The organism is Streptomyces sp. S.PB5, assembly GCF_030403745.1.
Taxonomy (GTDB): Bacteria; Actinomycetota; Actinomycetes; order Streptomycetales; family Streptomycetaceae; genus Streptomyces.
The window spans coordinates 205,679-225,629 of the sequence record NZ_JAQMWP010000011.1; the positions used below are offsets into that span (position 1 = coordinate 205,679).

The 19,951-nt window shown below is 70.6% G+C and carries 14 protein-coding genes; 6 read left to right on the forward strand and 8 right to left on the reverse strand.

Features of this window, described 5'->3' with window-relative positions:
- Positions 1 to 49: 49 nt before the first annotated feature.
- Positions 50 to 1,396 (forward strand): MFS transporter, encoded by a 1,347-nt coding sequence (locus tag PH203_RS28740; protein ID WP_289923481.1) that lies wholly within the window; start codon positions 50 to 52, stop codon positions 1,394 to 1,396.
- Positions 1,393 to 2,781 carry a hypothetical protein gene (locus tag PH203_RS28745; protein ID WP_289923483.1) on the forward strand — a complete coding sequence of 463 codons (1,389 nt, stop codon included), beginning with the start codon at positions 1,393 to 1,395 and terminating at the stop codon, positions 2,779 to 2,781. Before PH203_RS28740 ends, PH203_RS28745 begins: the two co-directional genes overlap by 4 nt.
- On the opposite strand, the gene PH203_RS28750 is transcribed toward PH203_RS28745, so the two are convergent.
- On the reverse strand, positions 2,756 to 3,616 hold the full coding sequence (locus PH203_RS28750) for an isocitrate lyase/phosphoenolpyruvate mutase family protein (RefSeq protein WP_289923486.1): 861 nt from the start codon (positions 3,614 to 3,616) through the stop codon (positions 2,756 to 2,758). The genes PH203_RS28745 and PH203_RS28750 overlap by 26 nt on opposite strands.
- A gap of 84 nt (positions 3,617 to 3,700) precedes the next feature.
- Between PH203_RS28750 and PH203_RS28755 the strand changes: the two genes are divergently transcribed.
- On the forward strand, positions 3,701 to 4,618 hold the full coding sequence (locus PH203_RS28755) for a LysR family transcriptional regulator (protein WP_289923488.1): 918 nt from the start codon (positions 3,701 to 3,703) through the stop codon (positions 4,616 to 4,618).
- A 73-nt stretch (positions 4,619 to 4,691) separates the two neighbouring features.
- On the opposite strand, the gene PH203_RS28760 is transcribed toward PH203_RS28755, so the two are convergent.
- On the reverse strand, positions 4,692 to 6,095 hold the full coding sequence (locus PH203_RS28760; RefSeq protein WP_289923489.1) for a condensation domain-containing protein: 1,404 nt from the start codon (positions 6,093 to 6,095) through the stop codon (positions 4,692 to 4,694).
- A gap of 205 nt (positions 6,096 to 6,300) precedes the next feature.
- Here PH203_RS28760 and PH203_RS28765 point away from each other — a divergent pair, with 205 nt between their 5' ends.
- On the forward strand, positions 6,301 to 7,209 hold the full coding sequence (locus PH203_RS28765; protein ID WP_289923490.1) for a glycoside hydrolase family 16 protein: 909 nt from the start codon (positions 6,301 to 6,303) through the stop codon (positions 7,207 to 7,209).
- A gap of 112 nt (positions 7,210 to 7,321) precedes the next feature.
- Here the strand turns inward: PH203_RS28765 and PH203_RS28770 are convergent, their stop codons facing one another.
- The 3 genes from PH203_RS28770 to PH203_RS28780 form a co-directional block, all read right to left on the reverse strand.
- Positions 7,322 to 9,574: an MMPL family transporter gene (locus PH203_RS28770; RefSeq protein ID WP_289923491.1), complete on the reverse strand. Its 2,253-nt coding sequence runs from the start codon at positions 9,572 to 9,574 to the stop codon at positions 7,322 to 7,324.
- 246 nt (positions 9,575 to 9,820) lie between these two features.
- The gene (locus PH203_RS28775; RefSeq protein WP_289923492.1) at positions 9,821 to 10,957 is read right to left on the reverse strand and encodes a hypothetical protein; all 1,137 of its coding nucleotides are present in this window, start codon (positions 10,955 to 10,957) and stop codon (positions 9,821 to 9,823) included.
- Between the two features lie 83 nt (positions 10,958 to 11,040).
- Positions 11,041 to 11,646 carry a DinB family protein gene (locus PH203_RS28780; protein ID WP_289923493.1) on the reverse strand — a complete coding sequence of 202 codons (606 nt, stop codon included), beginning with the start codon at positions 11,644 to 11,646 and terminating at the stop codon, positions 11,041 to 11,043.
- Between the two features lie 272 nt (positions 11,647 to 11,918).
- Here PH203_RS28780 and PH203_RS28785 point away from each other — a divergent pair, with 272 nt between their 5' ends.
- Both PH203_RS28785 and PH203_RS28790 read left to right on the forward strand, forming a co-directional pair.
- Positions 11,919 to 12,800: a S1 family peptidase gene (locus PH203_RS28785; protein WP_289923670.1), complete on the forward strand. Its 882-nt coding sequence runs from the start codon at positions 11,919 to 11,921 to the stop codon at positions 12,798 to 12,800.
- A gap of 261 nt (positions 12,801 to 13,061) precedes the next feature.
- The gene (locus PH203_RS28790; RefSeq protein ID WP_289923671.1) at positions 13,062 to 13,979 is read left to right on the forward strand and encodes an alpha/beta hydrolase; all 918 of its coding nucleotides are present in this window, start codon (positions 13,062 to 13,064) and stop codon (positions 13,977 to 13,979) included.
- A gap of 23 nt (positions 13,980 to 14,002) precedes the next feature.
- Here PH203_RS28790 and fxsT read toward each other — a convergent pair whose 3' ends face one another.
- Genes fxsT through PH203_RS28805 form a run of 3 tightly spaced genes read right to left on the reverse strand, consistent with a single transcriptional unit; the run spans position 14,003 to position 19,910 of the window.
- Complete coding sequence (gene fxsT / locus PH203_RS28795) at positions 14,003 to 18,010, reverse strand: FxSxx-COOH system tetratricopeptide repeat protein (protein WP_289923494.1); 4,008 nt, start codon at positions 18,008 to 18,010, stop codon at positions 14,003 to 14,005.
- Positions 18,007 to 19,233: an FxsC protein gene (gene fsxC / locus PH203_RS28800; protein WP_289923495.1), complete on the reverse strand. Its 1,227-nt coding sequence runs from the start codon at positions 19,231 to 19,233 to the stop codon at positions 18,007 to 18,009. The genes fxsT and fsxC overlap by 4 nt, the downstream gene beginning before the upstream one ends.
- Positions 19,230 to 19,910 carry a TIR-like protein FxsC gene (locus tag PH203_RS28805; RefSeq protein ID WP_289923496.1) on the reverse strand — a complete coding sequence of 227 codons (681 nt, stop codon included), beginning with the start codon at positions 19,908 to 19,910 and terminating at the stop codon, positions 19,230 to 19,232. Before PH203_RS28805 ends, fsxC begins: the two co-directional genes overlap by 4 nt.
- Between the last annotated feature and the right edge of the window lie 41 nt (positions 19,911 to 19,951).

A 19,951-nucleotide genomic window follows, 5' to 3' on the forward strand; every position in this document is an offset into this window, starting at 1 on the left:
CTGAGGGCCTAATTTCGCGGTGTCCTTCCCCCGGTCAAGGGAGACCGCGATGCCCCCGTCCCCCGTCGCATCACCCCCCACGACCGCCGAGCGGACCCGGCAGCTGCGCATCGTCGCGGCCTCCGGGCTGCTCGGCACGGCCGTGGAGTTCTACGACTTCCTCGTCTACGGCACGGTCGCCGCGCTCGTCTTCGGCGAACTCTTCTTCCCCGGCGCCGATCCGGCCGTCGGCACCATCGCCGCGTTCGGCACCTTCGCCGCCGGTTACGTCGCCCGTCCGCTCGGCGGCATCCTCTTCGGCCACTTCGGCGACCGGCTCGGCCGCAAGTCGATGCTGCTGCTCACCATGGGCCTGATGGGCGGCGCCAGCTTCCTCATCGGCCTGCTGCCCACGTACGACACCATCGGTGTGTGGGCCCCGGTCCTGCTGATCGCCCTCCGCGTCGTCCAGGGCATCGCCATCGGCGGTGAGTGGGGCGGCGCGACCCTGATGGTCGTCGAGCACGCCGGTGAGCGGCGCCGCGGCCTGTGGTCCAGCTTCACGCAGATGGGAGCCCCGCTCGGCTCCCTGATGTCCACCGCGGTCGTCGCGTACGTCGTCACCCTCCCCGAGGACGACTTCGCGGCCTGGGGCTGGCGGCTGCCGTTCCTGCTGAGCGTGGTCCTGCTCGGCGTCGGTCTGTTCGTGCGGCTCAAGGTGGTGGAGAGCCCGCTCTTCGCCGAGGTGAAGAAGGACCGCTCCGAGTCCCGGCTGCCGGTCCTCGACGTCCTGCGCAACCCGCGCCCCGTGCTGCTGGCCTGCGGTGTCGGGATCGGCGCGTTCACCGCGCAGTCCCTGCTGACCAGCTACATGATCGCCTACGCCACCGGCATCGGGTACGCCCGTCCGCAGGTGCTCGACGCCCTCACCGTCTCGGCCGCGGTCGCCCTGGTCGTCCTGCCCTGCGCCTCGGCGCTCTCCGACCGGATCGGCCGCCGTCCGGTCGTCCTCGCCGGGGCGCTCCTGTCCGCGGCGACCGCCTTCCCGGTCCTGACCCTGGTCGACTCCAAGTCGCCCGGGCTGCTGATCCTCGCCGTCGTCCTCGGCCACGGCATCGCCCAGTCCCTGATGTACGGGCCCCTCGGCGCCCTGTTCAGCGAGATGTTCGGCACCAAGGTCCGCTACACCGGCGCCTCCCTCGGCTACCAGGGCGCCACCCTCGTCGGCGCCGGGTTCTCCCCGATGATCGCCGGCAGCCTCGTGGCCGGCAGCGACAGCGGCACACCGGTCGCCCTGCTGCTGTGCGGGGGCTCCCTCATCACCGCGCTGACGGTGTGGTTCGTACGGGAGACCAGCCGCAGCTCCCTGTCCGGCACCGCCGACGAAGTTCCCCACAAGGAGGAAGTCACCGCATGAGGACCCGCGTCTTAGCGGCACTGCTGCTCGCCGCCACGGCCCTGCCCGCCCCGGCCGTGGCGGCGACCGGCACCGAACCCGTCCACGTCGAGGGTGAACTCCCCTCGGGGGCCACCTACTTGATGGACGTTCCCGCCGACTGGAACGGCACGGTCCTGCTGTTCAGCCACGGCTACTCGGCGGGCCCCGCCAACCCCGCCCAGAACGCCCCCGACGACGCCACGAAAACCCTTCTGCTGAAGAAGGGTTACGCGCTCGTCGGCTCCTCGTACGCCACCACCGGCTGGGCCGTCACCGACGCGGTCCCCGACCAGCTGAACACCCTGACCGCCTTCACCGACCGGTTCGGCGCGGCCGCTCGCACCATCGCCTGGGGACGCTCCTACGGCGGTCTGGTCACCACCGCGATCGCCGAGCGCTTCCCGGAGCGCATCGACGGTTCGGTCTCCCTGTGCGGACTCGTCCAGGGCGGCGTCGCCAACTGGAACAACACCCTCGACCCGGTCTTCGCCCTGAAGACCCTCCTCGCACCGGACACCGGCATCCCGCTGGTGAACCTGCCGGACCAGACGGCGGCGAGCGCCGCGGCACGCACCCTCACGGCGGCGGTCGACGCGGCACAGACGACCCCCGAGGGGCGGGCCCGTATCGCCCTGGCCGCCGCCCTGCACAACATCCCCGGCTGGAACCAGCCCACACAGCCCCGTCCCGCCCCCACCGACTGGGACGCCCAGCAGGCCAACCAGTACACCGCGCTCAAGGGCCTGCTGAACGCCGCCTTCAACCGCCGTCAGGAGGCCGAGACCCGCGCCGGCGGCAACATGGCGTGGAACAGCGGCGTCGACTACGCGCGCCTGCTCGGCACGTCGTCCGTCCGCAAGGAGGTCACCGAGCTGTACAAGAAGGCGGGCCTGTCCCTGAGGGCCGACCTCGCCGTCCTCAACGACGCCCCGCGCATCGACGCCGACCCGTCCGCCGTGGCGTGGATGAGCCGCACGAGCTCCTTCACCGGCGAGCTCACCAAGCCGCAGCTGTCCGTCCACACCATCGGCGACTCCCTGGTCCCGGTCCAGACGGAGAGCGCGCTCAAGCGGGCGGTCACCGCGGCCGGTTCGGGTGCGCTACTACGTCAGGCGTACGTCGACAACGCGGGCCACTGCACCTTCAGCCCCGCCGAACAGCTCTCCGCCCTGCACACGCTGGAGGACCGCCTCGACCACGGCAGGTGGCGGGGAACGGACGCGGAGTCGCTCAACTCCCGTGCGGTGGCCGCCGATTCCACGACCCCGGCCCGCTATGTCACCTACCGCCCCACTCCCTACCTCAGGCCGTACGACCTCGCCCACCCGGCCGACGGCGTCAGTCCCGGCGGAACAGGTCGTTGAGGTCGCTCTGGGAGATCTGGTGCTCGGCGTAGGAGAAGGTGCCGTGCCGCGCCAACTCCCGCGCCGCGTCCAGCAGATGGCCGTACATCGCACGGGCGATGCTCCCGCCGACCGTCACCCTGCGCACGCCGAGTCCGCGCAGTTCGTCCAGGGAGAGCGCGTTGCCCGTGAGGCCCATGACCACGTTGAGCGGGCCGTCGATTTCACGCACCAGGGTGCCGATGGTCCCGGCGTCGGCGGCGCCCGGGACGAACGCGCAGTCGGCGCCCGCCGCGAGGTAGGCGTTGGCCCGCCGTACGCACTCGTCGAGGGTGGCGCCGACGAGGAGTCCGTCGGTCCGGCCGACCAGGACGAACGGCTCACCGGCGGCGTCGACGGCGGCACGGGCGGCGCGGATGCGGTCCACGGCGAGGGACTCGTCGTGGAGCGGCCGGGCCCGGTCGCCGGTGAAGTCCTCGATGTTGCCGCCCGCCGCGCCGGCGGCGAGGGTCAGCGCCACGGTGTCCGCGACGGTCTCGGGCGCTTCGCCGAACCCGTCCTCCAGGTCGACGCTCAGCGGCACGGTGAGTTCGCCGGCGATCTCGCGGACCCGGCGCATCATCGTGTCGCGGTCGACACGGCCGTCCGCCGCCGTCTTGTTCTCGTCGTCGTGGAAGTCGTGGTCCCCGCGCCCCAGGGAGAACGCGATCCCGGCGCTCGTGGTGGCCACGGCGGGAAAGCCCACCGACTCAAGGACACGGGCGCTGCCCACGTCCCATGCGTTGGGCAGCAGGAAACAGCCCTCCCGGTGCAACTCGACGAAACGCTTGGCTCGTTCACGGCTCTCACTGGTCACGCACCCGAACGTACGGCCGCGGTGCCTCAAGTGAGAACCCCTGATCCGCTACTGCCCCCATAAGGAGCGGTTACAGTCGGCGAGATGGAGAACCTCCAGCGCCTGAGGGTGCTGCGGGCGGTCGCGCAGCACGGTTCGTTCACGGCGGCCGGCGCGGTGCTCGGCATGTCGCAGCCCGCGGTCTCGCAGCACGTCACCACGCTCGAACGCGAACTGGAGACCCGTCTCGTCGAACGCACGACCCTCGGCACCCGGCTCACCCCGGAGGGCGAGCTGGTCCTGCGGCACGCGATGCGGATCCTGGCCTCCTGCGACGACGTCCGGCGCGAGCTGGACGAGCTGCGCTCCGGCGATCTCGCACCCGTGCGGGTGGCCGCGTTCCCGACGGCCTGCGGTCAACTGCTGCCCCGCGCGGCCGCGTTGTGGCGCCGCCGGTATCCCTCGGTGCCCTTCGAGTTCACCGAGTGCGACGCGGACGAGGCGGTGGAGTCGGCCCGGCACGGCACGGCGGACCTGGCACTCACCTACGACTACGCCGCCCATCCCATCGACCTGCGCCACCTCGCCCCGCACCCGCTGCCGGACGACCCGCTGCTGCTGGCCCTTCCCGTGAGCCATCCACTGGCCACGGCACCCGTCGTGGAGATCGGCATGCTGGCCGACGAGGCATGGATCAGCGGCACCTCGTTCGGCTGCGCCGAGTCCCTGCGGGCCGTCTGCGGAGTCGCCGGGTTCACACCGGTGATCGCCCTGGACTCCAACCGCTACCCGACGACGCTGGCGATGGTCGCGGCGGGCCACGGCGTCGCCCTCGTCCCGTCCTCCGCGCTCCTCGATCCGCCGCCGGACGTCACGGTCCGCCCGCTGCGCCCGGTACCGGCGCCCCGCCGTCTGTGGGCGCTCACCCGGCACCGGCCCGCGACGGCGGTGTCCCACCTCCTGGACTGCCTCGTCGCGACGGCGACCCCGCACCGGCATCCCGCGCAGCGAAAGGCCGGCTGAACCCGGCCACGACGGAAGGAGAGCGCGCGCCGACGCCAAGGGTCGCGGAAACAAAGGGCCGTCGAGGCCGCCGCTACCCCCGGGCGGCCAGCGTCTCGCCCTCGCGGGCCACCGCGACGATCCGCTCCCGCACCAACTCCATGCAGCGCCGCATGTTCTTGTGCGCGGCGTCCGTGTCCGGCAGCCGGCACGCGAACTGCAGCCCTTCGTGGACCCGGGTGACCCACGCGCAGACCTGGTCGCCGTAGGACACCCGGATCAGCCCGTACGCCTTCAGCTCCTGCCAGCGTTCGGCGCCGGGGATGCCGCGTGAGTCGACGAAGGAGACGATCGAGTACAGGTCGGGGGAGGTCGGCCGGAAGTCGGCGCCCAGGAGGCGCAGGACGCGGGCGATGGGCATCCGGGAGAGCGTCCGGGTGTCGCGCAGGGCGCTGCGGACCAGGTCCAGGGTGTCATCGAAGTCCGTGGCCCGGCCCACCGGGATCTCGACGGGCGCGCCGCCGACGTACCAGCCGACCGAGTCGGCCCATCGGGACTTCACCCGGGTGTGGAACGGCACGACGGTCCGGTACACGTCGAGCCCGCTGATCTCGTGGGCGGCGAGCGCGACGGCCGCGACGACGCCGACCAGGCTGCCGCCGTAGGGACGGCAGTACGCCTCGAAGGCCGCCGCGCCGGCCGCGTCCACGAGCATCTCCTGGAGGAACCGCTGCTCGGGCAGCGGCCCTTCGGGGTCGAGGCCGAGGTCGACGGGGAAGTTCGGCAGTCTGCCGTCGCAGCGGGCGATGAACTCCCGCCAGCGGGAGACGACTTGATGGGTGTCGTCGATGCGGTCGGCGTCCGTGCGCTCGCTCGCGCAGAAGTCGACGTAGCTGGCGACGGGCCGGGGCGCCACGGCCCGCCCGTCGAGACCGGCCGCGTAGAGCTCGTGGATCTCGGCGACGATGCGGTGGATGGAGTACGCGTCCACGTTGCTGTGGTCGAACGCCATGTACACGCTCGCGCCGTCGTCCCGGACCACAGCGGCGAAGAGGAAGTTGGGCCAGGTGAGCGCGTCGGCGGCGACATCGAAACGGTCCTGCAGATAGCGGGTCAGCGTCACCGCGTCCCCGAACTCCCCCACGTCCTCGCGGTGCAGGGCGACGGCGTCCGCGCCGAGGGTGAAGCGCCGCATCTCCTCACCGGCCCACCGGAACCCGCTGCGCAGCGTCTCGTGCCGCAGCATCCATGCCTCCAACGCGCCCTGGAGCACGTCGAGTTCGACGCGGCCGGGAAGGTCGAAGGCGGTACCGAGCCAGGTCGGCACGAACAGGCCGTCCTCCCGCACCGTGCGGGCCGTGCGGATGTGGGACTCCTGGACGTACGCCGGTGGCCGCGCGTCGTCGGGCAGGTCCCGCGCCGCGTCCACGACCGCCGGATGCAGCGTCCACTCCACCAGCCTTCCGGGCCGGATCTCGCACCGCTGGAGGTCGCTCATGCGCACAGGGCTCTCCGATCATCGCTCACACGCGTGCAGTGATCAACGATCGGGCGCTCCGGAGGCAACGCGACCGGAAGATCCCCGTCCGGTACCCGGGCCGCTACGGGGATGGCGTCCACGGCCGACCGGCGGCGAGGATGCTCCCCCGCGCGGCGCTTCCCGCCGTACGGCGTCGGCGCACCGAGGACCGGAGGGCCTCCCGATGGGATCACACGCAGCACCGAACGGCCGTAAGCGCGCTCTGCTGGTGTCCATGGGGCTGGTGTTCCTCGCCGCCCTCCTCGGCATCCCCCGCGCCGACGGCGCACCGGACGCGCCGGGCGACGCCTGCGGCACCACGGGCACCGCGCTGCCCCGGGGTGACTGCGGTCCGTTCTGGCAGGTCCTCGCGGAGCACTTCAACGGCGACCGGGTGCCGCTCGGCGGCTTCAGCGACTGCGATCAGCATGTCGACACGTCCGCCGCGTACTGCGGCGGCCTGCGCGGGAAGTACCGCGACAACTGGTGGGCGTATCCGACCGGTTGGCGTGACACGGCCAACGACCGGGGCCGGAGCGTCGTGGGTGTCTACCACCCGGAGGACACCGTGAGCGTGGGGCCCGCGGCGAACGGCGACGGCAGGATGTTCATCCGTATGTGGCGGCCCGCCGACGGAGGTCCCGTGCACGCTGCGGCGGTGGTGCCGCGTGCCGTCATGCAGATGAAGTACGGCAAGTACAGCGCCCGTATCAAGGTGACCAAGGTCGCTCCCGGCTACAAGTCGGCCTGGCTGCACTACGGCGGGGGCTGCGAGATGGACCACCCCGAGGGCAACTGGTCGGGCGACCTCACCGCCTTCCACCACCCGTGCGGCGGGGGCGAGCAGGGCTGGTTCCCGGGCAGCGACGACTGGACCGAGTGGCACACCGTCTCGACGGAGTGGACGCCCGGCCATGTGCGGTTCTTCGTGGACGGCCGCCAGATCGGGCACGACACCCGCAAGGTGCCGGACCGGCCCCTGTCCTGGGTGCTCCAGAACGAGAGCTCCCTGGAAGGCCCGGGCGCCGCTCCGGGCAGCAGTGCCCAGCTCGACATCACCTGGGTCGCGGCATACGCGTACGACTGGAAGTAGTCCTCGCGGATGCCCGTCCTTGCTGACCGCCTTCACCTGAAGGAGGGCGTACAGGACGTGAAAGAGGGCGGCGGGCCGGGAGCCCGCCGCCCCTGCTCTCGGTGGATCGGGATCAGCGGATCAGTTCGTGCTCACGCCGCGAGCCGAAGCGGGACGAGGACGCGGACGGGGTGCGGCTGAGCTTCTCGCCCTCGACGTCCAGGTTCGGCAGCAGCTTGTCGAGCCACTTCGGCAGCCACCAGGCCTTGGTGCCCAGCAGGGCGAACAGGGCCGGGACGATGGCCATGCGGACCACGAAGGCGTCGAAGAGCACGGCGGAGGCGAGGGCGAAGCCCATCATCTGGATGAGGTCGTTGTCCTCCACGATGAAGCCGGAGAACACGCTGATCATGATGAGGGCCGCCGCCGTGACCACCCGGCCGCCGTAGCGGAAGCCGGTGACGACCGCCTCGCCGGGGGTGGCGCCGTGGACGTACGCCTCACGCATCCGGCTGACCAGGAACACCTCGTAGTCCATGGCCAGTCCGAAGACCACGCCGATCATGATGATGGGCATGGTGCTGATGACGGGGCCGGGCTGTTCGACGCCGAAGACGTTCGCGAGGTGGCCCTGCTGGAAGACCGCGACGACCGCGCCCAGGGCCGCGCCGACCGAGAGCAGGAAGCCCAGGGCCGCCTTGAACGGAACCAGCAGCGAGCGGAAGGCCACCATCAGGAGCAGGAAGGCGAGACCCACGACCAGGCCCAGGTAGGGCAGCAGGGCCTTGTCCAGGGTGTGGGAGAAGTCGATGAACAGGGCCGTCTGACCGGTGATCAGGATCTCGGCGCCGGTGTCGGCCTCCAGGCTGCCGGAGAGGTCGCGCAGCTCGCGCACCAGGTTCTCGGTGGCGGTCTCGCTCGGGCCGGTGGTCGGGACGACGTTGAAGATCGCGGTGTCACCGGCCTCGTTGGCGGCCGGCGCGGCCACGGACGCCACACCGTCCTGCTCGGCGAACTTCTCGCCGACGCTCTTGGCGACGCCGGCCGCCTTGTCGGCCTCGACGGTGACCATCAGCGGGCCGTTGAAGCCGTCGCCGAAGGAGTCCGACAGCATGTCGTAGGCCTTGCGCTGGGTGGTGTCCGGGGCCATCGTGCCCTCGCCCGGCAGGCCGAGCTCCAGGTCGGCCGCGGGCAGGGCCAGGGCACCGAGGCCGACGACGCCGACCAGCAGGACGGCGACCGGGTGGCGCAGGACGTAACCGGCCCAGCGGGCACCGAGGTTGGGCTTGGCCGCGGCCTGCTTGGCGGCGCGCTTGGCCGCCTTGCGCTGCTGACGGGCCGACAGCGGCTTGCCCCGGAAGGCGGCGCGGTCGCGGCGGCGCAGCACACGGACGGGGGCGAAACCGAGGAGGGCGGGGACCAGGGTGATGGCGATGAGGACGGCCACGGCGACGGTGCCTGCGGCGGCCAGGCCCATCTTGGTCAGCACGGGGATGTTCACGACGCTCAGACCGGCGAGCGCGACGATGACGGTGAGTCCGGCGAAGACCACGGCGGAACCGGCGGTGCCGACCGCGCGGCCGGCGGCCTCCTGGCGTTCGTGGCCCTCCAGCAGTTCGGAGCGGTAGCGGGAGACGATGAAGAGCGCGTAGTCGATGCCGACGGCGAGGCCGAGCATCATGGCGAGCGTCGAGGTGGTCGAGGACAGACCGAGGGTGCTGCCCAGCGCGGTGATGGCGCTGATGCCGGTACCGACGCCGATGAGGGCGGTCAGCAGCGGCATGCCCGCGGCGATCAGGGAGCCGAAGGTCACCAGCAGGACGAGCGCGGAGATCAGGATGCCGATCTGCTCGCCGGTGCCGCTCATCTCGGCGTCGACCTTGACGGCGTCGCCGCCGGCCTCCACGGTCAGGCCCGCGTCACGGCCGGACCCGAGCACCTTGTCCAGCGCGTCGTGCTGCTTGTCGGTGAGTTCGGTGGCCGTCACCTTGTAGGTGGCCACGGCGTAGGCGGTGGTGCCGTTCTTGCTCACCGCGTTGCTCGTGAACGGGTCGGTGACCTTGGAGACCTGCGGGTCCTTGCCGAGAGCGGCGACGAGGTCGGCGACGGCCGCCTTGTTCTCCGGCGAGGTGATCCGCTCGCCCGCGGGAGCGCGGACGACGACCCGGGCGCTGGCTCCTTCGGCGCCGGCGGCCGGGAACTTCTCCTCCAGCAGATCGAAGGCCTTCTGGGACTCGGTGCCCGGCATGGAGAAGGTGTCGGCGGGGGGTGCGGGGGCGGCGGAGGCTGCGAATCCTGTTCCGAAGAGGACGAGCAGCCACAGCAGCACTGTCAGGCCGCGCCGCCGAAATGCGAAGCGGCCCAGCCTGTGGAGGAACGTTGCCATGGTGGGGGACTCCCGTCGGGATCGAATGGCACCAGGACCCGGGGAGATTAACAAACCGCACGCGCGGTTTGTTGGCAGGGGGACGCTTCTCCGCCACTCGCCTCGGCAACCTCCCGAGACAGCGCAGAACCAGGCGCAACACCACCGGGCCGCCGGCAACCGGCACGTGGGAAGGCTCCCCCGGCGGACTCGAACCTGGGTCGAATCGTGATCGACTCCAGGTCGACCCGAACGGTCCCCTCCCCCTCAGACCGCGTTCGAGAACGGCGTGAACCACGCACCGAACGCCACCGGCTCACCGCCGGGCGCCGCACCGGGAGGAACCTCGTCGACCCCGTCCGTGGAGTCGTCGTAGAGCCACTCGTGGCCCATGTCCTCGTACACATGGGCGGCGAATGCGTCGAGGGCGGCCGAGACGTCGTCGTCCAGCAGCCCGTACGACTCCAGGCATGCGGTCGCCCGGCTCAGGAGGAATCTCAGGGCGAGTTCCTCGGCGACACAGCTGAGGCGCTCGAAGCCGCCGTCGGTGAAGCGGGTGGTCATGGCGACGACCGTCACCAGGAAGCGGCGGGCGAAGCGGGCGTCGTAGCGGAGCGCGTAACGGTCGGGAAGGCGCTCCAAGTGCCACAGGGGGCCTTCGCATTCCGCGACCACGGTGTCTTCCTGGGCCAGGACCTGTACGTCCTCGAACAGTTCGTCCACGAGGAGTTCGGCGGCGTGGACGAGGGCACCGGCGGCGAGTCTGGCGGCTTGCGGGGGTACGGCGGCGGCCTCACGGCCCGTGCCACCGGTCCCTCTGTCCCCGCCCCTGTCCCCGTCGCCGTCCTCGTCCTCGTCCTCGTCCTCGGACACTCCGAACTCGGCCGGGGAGAAGGAGCGCAGTTCGTCCGCCAGCTCCAGCATCCGGCTGCGCACCACCGCGGCCTGCGCCTCGGCGTGCCGCCCGTCATCCGTGCCCCCGGCCGTCGGACTCTCCGCGTGCCGGGCCTTCCGGGCGGCGGGGTCGTCGGGCGGGGCGTCCGGCCCCTCCGCCGCGTCGAGGCTCACCTTGGCCAGATCCTGATGCAGCTCGACTTCGCACCGCTCGATCGTCCAGTCGGCCAACAGCTCGGAACGTTCCAGCACTTCGTCGACCAGCATCCGCACCGAGTCCTCCGCGGACTCCAGCGCCGGAGCGGCGACGACGACCTTCAGATGGGCGCCGTCGGGGTGGACGGCCACGATCGTGTCCAGAAGATCGACTTTCACGCCGTCGGGCCCCTCGATCGCCCGGACGGTGTCGAACCCGTCCTCGATGAGCGCCACGGCTCCGGCGCGCTGGAGCGGGTCCATCTCCGGGGTGTCCTCCGGGATGCGGGTGTCCACGGTCACTACGTACGTCACATGTCAGAGCCTCGCAGGTGGACGGCGGTTCGCGCGTACGAATACGCGTGTCCGACGATCAGTGATCTCCCGGCGTGGGGACATCACGTCACCTGCGCCGACTCCTGAGCCCTGACGGGTGCGGCCGACCTGGCGGCCTGCTCGATCCTCGCGCAGTAGGCCGCGCGGGCCTGCTCGTCGATCGGCTGCTCGTGCTCGGGGCGCATGCCGGTCCGGCCGTCGAGGCCCTCGCGCAGGATGTCGGCGTGTCCGGCATGCCGGATGGTCTCGCCGAGGACATGGACCATGACGGCGAACAGGTTCGTGTCGGTGTGCGGCTCCGGCCACCACGGCACATGGCCGGGCGCGTCGAGGGGAAGCGCGTCGATCGTCGCGTCCGAGTGTTCCCAGGTGCGCCGGTAGAACCCGGTGATCTGGTCGCGGGTCTCGTCCTCGGACGCCCACAGGTCACCGCCGTCGTGGTCCTGCCATCGGGGCAGTGGTTCCGGGGAAGGGCGGTCGAAGACCTCGCCGAAGTACCTGGCCTCCACGGTGGCCACGTGTTTGACCAGGCCGAGGAGATTGGTCCCGGTCGCCGTCAGAGGTCGGCGGGCGTCGTATTCGGACAACCCGTCGAGTTTCCAGAGCAGCGCCCTGCGGTCCCGGCGCAGTCTCCCGTGCAGGTTGTCCTTGGCGAAGTCATCGATCATGCGGCATGACCCTGCCATGCCCGGCGCGTGGTCTCAAGATCAGGCGGATCTGGCCCCGTCCCCTTCGGCCGATGCCCGCCTACCCCCACCGGACGCGACCCGCCACACTGAGGCATTGGCCGCCTCGACCCGGCGGCGCCGGCCATGTTTGCGCCGCGTCCCGCTGCCGCCGTGCCCCTGCACCCGCTCACAGGGACGGCGGGGCACTGACTCGGCCTCGACCAGCGCACACCGCACGGAACCGGCCCATCGTCCTCGGGGAGACCTCGGTGATCAGCACTAGCCGTACCGCCATCAGACGTTCACGGGCGATCGCCTCGTCGCTGAGCCTGCTGGTCGTGACCGCGCTCGCGGTGTCCGACGCGGGCGCGGCAGGGGCGGCACCGTCCGCCGCCTCGGTGTCCGGCGCGGCCTCGGCCGTCGGGGCCCTCGGGATCGCCGGGACCAGCTGGACCGTGGACGAGCGCACCGGGAGACTGCGGGTCCTCGCCGACTCCACGGTCACGGACGCCGAGGCGGCACAACTGCGCCGGGCCGCCGGGCAGTTCGCAGGTGCTGCGGTCGTCGAGCGGGTCGAGGGCCGGCTGCGCACCCTCCTGTCCGGCGGCGACGCCGTCTACGCGTCCGGTTGGCGCTGCTCGGCCGGGGTCAATGTGCAGAGCGGCTCCACGTACTACTTCATCACCGCCGGCCATTGCACCGAGGGCGCGTCGACCTGGTACACGAGCTCCGCGCGGTCCACGACGATCGGCCCCACGGCCGCCACCAGCTTCCCCGGCAACGACTTCGGGCTCGTCCGGTACGCCAACTCGGCCGTACCGCACCCCGGGACCATCGGATCCGTCGAGATCACCGGGGCCACGACCGCGTACATCGGCCAGAGCGTCTGCCGCCGGGGATCGACCACGGGTGTGCGGTGCGGCCGGGTCACCGGGCTCAACGCGACCGTCAACTACGGGGGCGGAGAGGTCGTCTCGGGGTTGATCCAGACCAACATCTGCGCGGAGCCCGGCGACAGCGGCGGCCCGCTCCATGCCGGCGACAAGGTCATCGGCATCCTCTCCGGCGGTTCCGGGGACTGCACCGTGGGAGGCACCACGTACTACCAGCCGATACAGGAGGCGCTGAGCACCTACGGGGTGACCGTCTACTGACAGGGTCGCGCGCCCCTGCGCTCATCGGTTACGGAAATGCCTCCTTCGGCGTATTGAACAACCCGACCGCTAGGCACGTGACTTAGAACATGCACTACGGTCAACGCGTCGCGTGACAGAGAGCGACAACGTACGGAGGTTGCGCCAGAAAGGTACGAAGTCCGAAACAGACGTCGACGCGAGGTCACACGGCACACATGCTGGTCTCGGGTCCCGCTCCGGACATCGGCCTCTGGCAACGGGAGGTACCACGTGTTCAGGATGGTCGAGGCGGCTGGCTGCTCCGGCAGAAAGATTGCCTGCGAGACATGGGGGGATCCGGACGGGTACCCGGTCTTCCTGCTGCACGGAACTCCGGGCAGCCGGCTCGGGCCGAGGCCGCTGCCCTCCTTCCTGCACCGGCTCGGCATCCATCTGATCGCCTACGACCGCCCGGGCTACGGGGACTCCGGGCGCCTTGCCGGACGCACCGTCAAGGACGTGGTCGCGGACGTCGAGGCCGTCGCGACCGGGCTGGGTCTCGAAGGACGCTATTCCGTGGTGGGCCGCTCAGGAGGCGGCCCGCACGCCTTGGCCTGCGCCGCCCTGAATCCAAAGCGGGTCGCCAGCGCGGCCGCCCTGGTGAGCCTGGCGCCGTCGAACGCCGAGGGACTGGACTGGTACGCGGGGATGGCCGAGTCGAACGTACTCGCGTACAGCCGGGCGACCCTGGCGCTCCGGGGCGAGGATCCCGGGCATCTCACCGAGCTCAAGGAACTCACGGACAGCCTCGCCAGAAGCGCCGACGCCGTGAAGCAGCAGCCGGGGTCCCTGCTGAGCAATCTCGACCCCGAACTCCCGGCGGCGGACCGCGAGGTCGTCGAGGACGCGGGCATGCGCGGCCTGCTGCTGGAGAACTACCTCCAGGGCGTGGGCGAATCCTGGGAGGGCTGGCTGGACGACGTCCTCGCCCTGTGCAGTCCCTGGGGATTTGATCCGGCCACCATCAAGGACGTCCCCGTGCTGCTGTGGCACGGGGAGCACGACACCTTCTGTCCGGTGGGCCACTTCCGATGGCTCGCCGAACGCATCCCCTCCGCAACCGCCGTACTGCAGCCCAGCGCGGCCCACTTCGCCGCCCTGTCCGCCCTCCCCGAGATCCTGGCCTGGGTCCGGGACCGCGCACTCGGCCGGAGCTGAGGGCGCGCCGGCACCCCGAGACCTCAGATGGGGTGCGGATCGAGTTCCAGGCCCGAGCGGTTCCACTCCCGCAGTGCCATGGTGTACGGGTGGTCCGCCCCCAGCCGCCGGGTCATGGCCCCCAGAGTCTCCTGCCGTTTGGCGTCGGCGACGGCTTCCTCGCGCAGTTCGCCGAGCAGGACCGCCATGTTCGCGTTGCACACGAGTGTGGCCGGGTGGTCGGGCTTGAGGCTCTCCCGCAACCTGTCGTACGCGTCCTCGTAAAGGGCCCGGGCCGCGGCCCTGTTGCCCAGCGCCGCGTGCGCGTTGGCGACGTTGACCCGGCCCATGACCCCGAAGGGGTGGTCCTCGCCGAAGATGCCTTCGAAGGCAGCGGCGGCCTGTTCCGCACAGGTCTGCGACGCGGCGGGCTCACCGGACTCGTAGAGATAGACCGCGTAGTTCATCATGCAGGCGATGGTGTGCGGGTGCTGTTCACCGTAGCCTTCGGGGCGCCGGCAGCCGTCCAGCACCGCCCGGGCCAGATCCCTGGCCTCCTGGGGTCGTCCCTGCGCGGCGAGGTCTCCGGCGAGACTGAGCTCCAGAAGCAGCCGCTCCGGGGAGGAGTGCTCCTCCTCGTCGCCCATGGCGGCCAGGACCTTCCTGGTGAGTTCCTCCGCCTCCGCCGCCAGTCCGGCCCGGCGGAGTGAGACGGCCAGCGCCTTCGCCGCGTTGTGGGTGATCGGTGAGCTGTCGCCGTATCCGGGATCCTCCAGGCAGAGCTTGTAGGTGATGCGCAGCTGGCGGACCGCCTTGTCGTACTCCCCGCAGTCACACAGGTCGCGGCCGTGGTTGATGGCCGACTCGATGGTGTTGGTGTGATTCGGGCCGAAGATCGATTCCCGGGTCTCGAGTGTGCTCTGGTCGAGTTCGAGCGCCTCGTAGTACTGCCCCGACAGCCTCAGCGACACAGCCAGATTGCTGCTGGCCAACAGGCTGCGCTGGTGGTCGTCGCCGTAGAGCTCGATGAACTTGCGACGGGTCTCCCTGTCGTAGGCCAGCGCGTCCGTGAACCGGCCGAGGCCCCGCAGATCGGCCGCGATGCTGCCTGCGGTCATCAGGATGTGCAGATCGTCCTCGTCCTTCAGCGTTTCCAACTGCCGTCGCAGCACGTCCTGATCGATGGCGAGCGACTCGGTGTACCGCCCCTGGGCGCGCAGGATGTTCGCGATCTGGAACTCCATGTGCAGCGCCCAGCGCTCGTCGCGCCCGCCGTTCTCCGGCCTGCTCCACTCCGCCAGAACTCGACGGCTGAGCTCCAGCGCCTGCTTGAGCTCGCCCCGTCGGCGCAGCTGGCGGACGCGGTCGACGATGAGCTTGCGGATGCCGTTGGTGCGTGTCGACAGCGCCCACGGGGTACCGAGATGCGGCCAGATGATGCGGTAACGCTCCCAGGTGTGGTGGTCCTCGGGGTCGTCCTTCTCCGGACGGGCGGCGACCAGAGTGCGGTACACCGCCTCGGAGGTGGCGCGCTGCTCCTCCTCCGTCATCGAGGCACGTACCGACATCTGCACCAGTCGATGAACCTGCAGACTCTGTGAGCGGCGGTCCACCTTGGCCAGCGAGAACCGGTTGAGTTCCTGGAAGCCCCTGGAGATCATCTGTGTGCTGTCCAGCACGGTGGATCCGCCGCGCAACGCCCGTGCGATCTCGGTGCTCTGCAGCAGGTCGAAGGAGATCGGCTCCGGACTGAACCATGAGGCGAGTCGCAGGAGTTGGACGGCGGAAGGGTAGTTCTTGCTGAGCTGTGCGATGGCGACACGCCATGCCTGCGACACGTCCAGCAACTGGTCGTCCGGGCTGACGCCCTCGGTGTCCGCGGCCGGCTGGTTCTGCAGCTGTGCCACGTACTCCCGGGTCCCGATGCCGGACTCCTTGAGCGCCGCGGCCGCCTGCTCCACGGCCAGAGGCAGGTCTCCGAGCGCCTCCGCCACTTCGTCGGCCTCTTTCACACTGCACTCCGGCAGCCTGTTGCGCAGGTGGGTGATGCTCTCCCCGCGGTCGAACACGCCGACCTCGACGATCTCGGCATGCCGGTCCCAGCCCTCGGAGCGCTGACTGGTGACGATCACATGCCCGGATCCACCGCTGACGAGCAGATCGGTCAGGCTCTCGGGACCTTCGGCGTTGTCCAGGATCAGCAGCCAGCGGTGGTAGGGCAGCCCGCGCCTGAGCGCGTCCCGCACGGCGGCCGCGGTGTCCGTGGGGTTCTTCCGCTCCTGCACACCGATCTTCGGGGCCAGCCAGGCGTACTGCTCCACCGCCAGGTTGCGCTGATCGGCCTGGATGTGCCAGACCACGTCGTAGTCCCCGCGGAACCGGTGCGCGAACTCCTGGGCCAGCAGGGTCTTGCCCGCGCCTCCCATCCCTCGCAGCAGCACCGTGCCGCTGCCGCGCCGGAGCTGCTCGCGCAGGTCCTCCAGCATGGCCGCGCGTCCGGTGAACGCGGTGGTCCGCAGCGGCACCAGCCACACCGGGGGTTCGGCCCCGGGGTAGCGGGGGCCGTCGCCGTCCGTGGTCGCGGGATGCACACCGGACGGTGTCGCCGCGTCCAGGGCGCGCAGCAGCGCCTCCGTCGCCTGCGCCTCGTCGGCACCGCAGGCGACGAGATCCGCGGCCTGCCGTTCCGAGTACGGAGCGCTGACCCGGACGTCGTCGACCTTGACGGGGATGAGGCTGCGGCGGCTGCCCAGTGAGTCGATGGAGGCGATCTTCTCCCACACCGTCCGGGCCTGCTCGGAGCGCAGATAGGTGTGGGAGAGCACGGCGACCGTCTGGAAAGCGGAATCCACCCCTTGCTCGGTCTCGTCCTTGACCAGACGTCCGGCGTCGGTGCCGCTCGGCGCCAGGTGGACCCGGAATCCCGTGGTGCGCAGCACATGGGCGATCCAGTCCGCCCAGGTCCGGTCCTCCGGAACGAAACTGAGGTAGACGTCCGAGTTGCCGAGCGGCCGCTGACGCTTGTACCGCTCCAACTGGTGCTGCCGGACGCTCTCCTCGATGCGGGCCAACGAGGTCACCTCGCCGTCCGAGATGATTCCGGTGAGCCGCTCACAGGCGGCGAGCATCGACGAGTGACTGCCGGGTGCGTCGCGGAACGGCGCGAGCATCTCCTCGTAGGCATAGCTGGGGCGGTAGGGGATCTCCGCCTTGCCCCAGTAGTCCAGCGGGTCCCGGTCGGCGTGGTGCCGGCGCAGGGTCTCGGCGAACCTGGACCGCACCTGCTGCCGGGTGGCCTCCAGCCGGTCCGCCTCGCCGTTGGCGTCCTCCACCCGCGTCAGTACCGGAACGATGCGGATGTTGCGGTACCCGTAGATGCCGTCGATCTTGCTCGCCACGGCGTGGGCGCCGTCGATCCCCTGGCTGCTGGGGGTGAAGCAGACGACGAGGACGTGCGGGAGCATGACGGTGCAGATGTCGGAGACGTCGTTGAGACCCGTGCGGCTGTCGACCAGCACGTAGTCGTAGTGCTGGCAGAGCTCCTCACGTAACGCCTGCAGAAGGCGGGGACCGTGCCAGCCGTCCCAGAACGGCATCCAGTTGAACTGCGAGAAGGCCGCCAGATACTGACTGTTCTGGGCCCCGGCGGAGATGAAGTCCAGTCGTCCCCGGCCCGGGAACTGCCAGTTCACCGGGATGACGCAGTGATTGAAACGGGCCTGGTCGGCGACCCAGGCCGCTTCCTCCTCGCCGGGCTGTCCCTCGTCCGGCGGGATGGCCTGCTGCTTCTTCTGGTGCAGCCGTTCGGTCACCGCCTGGCTGAAGCTGCTGAAGAGGTTGAGGACGCCTGCCTTGGTGCGCAGTTGTTCCTGGTCCAGGAAGGGATGGAGAAACCTGTCCAGTCCGGGGGCGTCGAGATCCCAGTCGACGACGAGTACCCGCTGGCCCCCGGAGGCGAGGATCCAGGCGGAGTTCGCCAGCGCCATGGTCCGTCCGGTGCCGCCCTTGTACGAGTAGAAGGTGACGATGCGCCCGTTGCCCTCGCCGCTCATTCGCCGGTCTCCGAATCGTCGTCCTGGTTCGGCCAGGAGCGCCGTGCCGGGGTGTGCTCCTGGATGCCACCCACATACCGCATATACGACCCCTGCGCCAACTCGGCGAAAATCAGACCGAATGCGTCCGCCGTCTCGATGCCGCGGGCAGCCGCACGCTGGGCGTTGCGTCCCGCGTCGAGGTGCCGCGGCAGCGCGGACCTGAGCAGTGCGCGCAGTCGGGCCGCGTTCTGCCGGGTCTGTTCCTCCTGCACCGCGAGCACGGCGAGCATGGCGACCCAGGGCCGTCCGGCCTCGTCGATGTCCCGGACGCGCTCCGCGAGCCGGGGATCGGTGAGCGCCCAGGCGTCGATCGCCAGGACCCACGGTGCCGGTCCCGGGCCCGGGCTCACGAACTCTCCGTAGGCCTTCTCGAAGGGCACGGCCTCCGGGCTGAACCCCAGGTTCCGGGCGACTTCGGCCATCTGGGCGGCCACGGGGGCCTCGCCTCCCGACCGGTAGGGCCGCCAGTCGGCGGGCAGCGGTCCGTAGGCGTCCGCGTCACGGCCGGGGGGCAGCCGGTCGGCCTGCGGGGCCAGCACGGTGAGGCGCAGCACCGGCCGCGGCGGCGGCACCGCGAAGGCATCGGCCACCTCGGCGACCTCGCTCGGGTGCACCGGCGGCGCCGGAGAGGTGCGGGCCGCCGCCGCGATACGCCGGGCCAGCCGCCCCAGGATCCGCTGGTAGATCTGCCGGTCGTCGTCGACGTCCATCAACTGGTAGAGCCCGCCGTCCTCGTACCGCTCCTTCTCGTGCGCCGCCGCGGCGGGCTCCTCGTGCGGCTCGGGAGGACCGAGTTCGACCGGTACGTCCAGCACCGCCAGGGGCAGGGCCGCGGCGGCGCGGCGCGGTGTCCACAGCACGGGGACGACCGCTCCGGGGTAGGTGGCGCCCGCGCGTCGCCGGAAGGCGGTCCACTGCCGGCCGCAGACGGGATCGGTGAAGTACCGCGGCGAGTACAGCGGTACGAACACCTGGCAGGTGGCCAGGGCTCTCTGCGACTCGTGAGGCGTGGCACGGGAGCGTTCCACAAAGCCGGTCGTGGCCTCCGGGACTTCCATGGCGCGGGCAGTCTCGCGGGCCAGGTCGTCGAAGAACTCGAAGACGGGCCGGTCCGGGTCGGGCCCGAACATACGGCTGCCGGGTGTCCGGGCGTGGCTGAGGAAGAAGACCGGAGCTGTCACTGATCCTCCTGGAACACGTTCCTGAGGTTCTCGAACAGGGCGACGTCGCAGGGGTCGAGGCGCGCAGTCTCGGCGACCTCCACGATCGCCTGGGCGATGCCCCAGACAGCCTGCCGGTAGCGTGTTCTGCGCCCCTCCGCCATGAGACCGAACAAACCCTTCTGCTGGTATTCGGCACCCAGATCCATCCGTGTGTGCTGAAGGCGCCTGGCCACCGCCGGGACGTGGACCCGTTTCGGGGACACCCACCACACGGGGACGATCGGCGTGACCGTGTGGGGTCTGGATTTGCGGTGGTGCTGCTGACGGCGTTCGAAGGCGTCCCACTCCTTGCCGCACCACTCGCTGCGGAAGTAGCGGGGAGAATAGACCGGAACGAATACCTGGCAGGTCGCCAGCGCATGCTTGAGGTGTTTCTCCCATTCCGCGCCGAGCGGAATTCTTCGGTCCAGAAATGCCTGGGTGCCGGTGGCGTCGACGGTGGTGAGTTGCATGATCAGATCGAACAAGTGCTCATAGAACTCCACCAGATGCCGGTCCGGTCCGCCCGGGTCACTCCGTACGTACGGCACGTGTGCATAGCTGAGAAAGAAGTACGGCGCCTGACGGACCGAGTGCGACTCATGCGGTCCGCTCACTCTGCCCCCCCCCGTCGGCGCCGGTGCTCTCCGAACCATTGGAGCGCGAAATCGACGGCGGAGACCATAGGCGGGAAGCG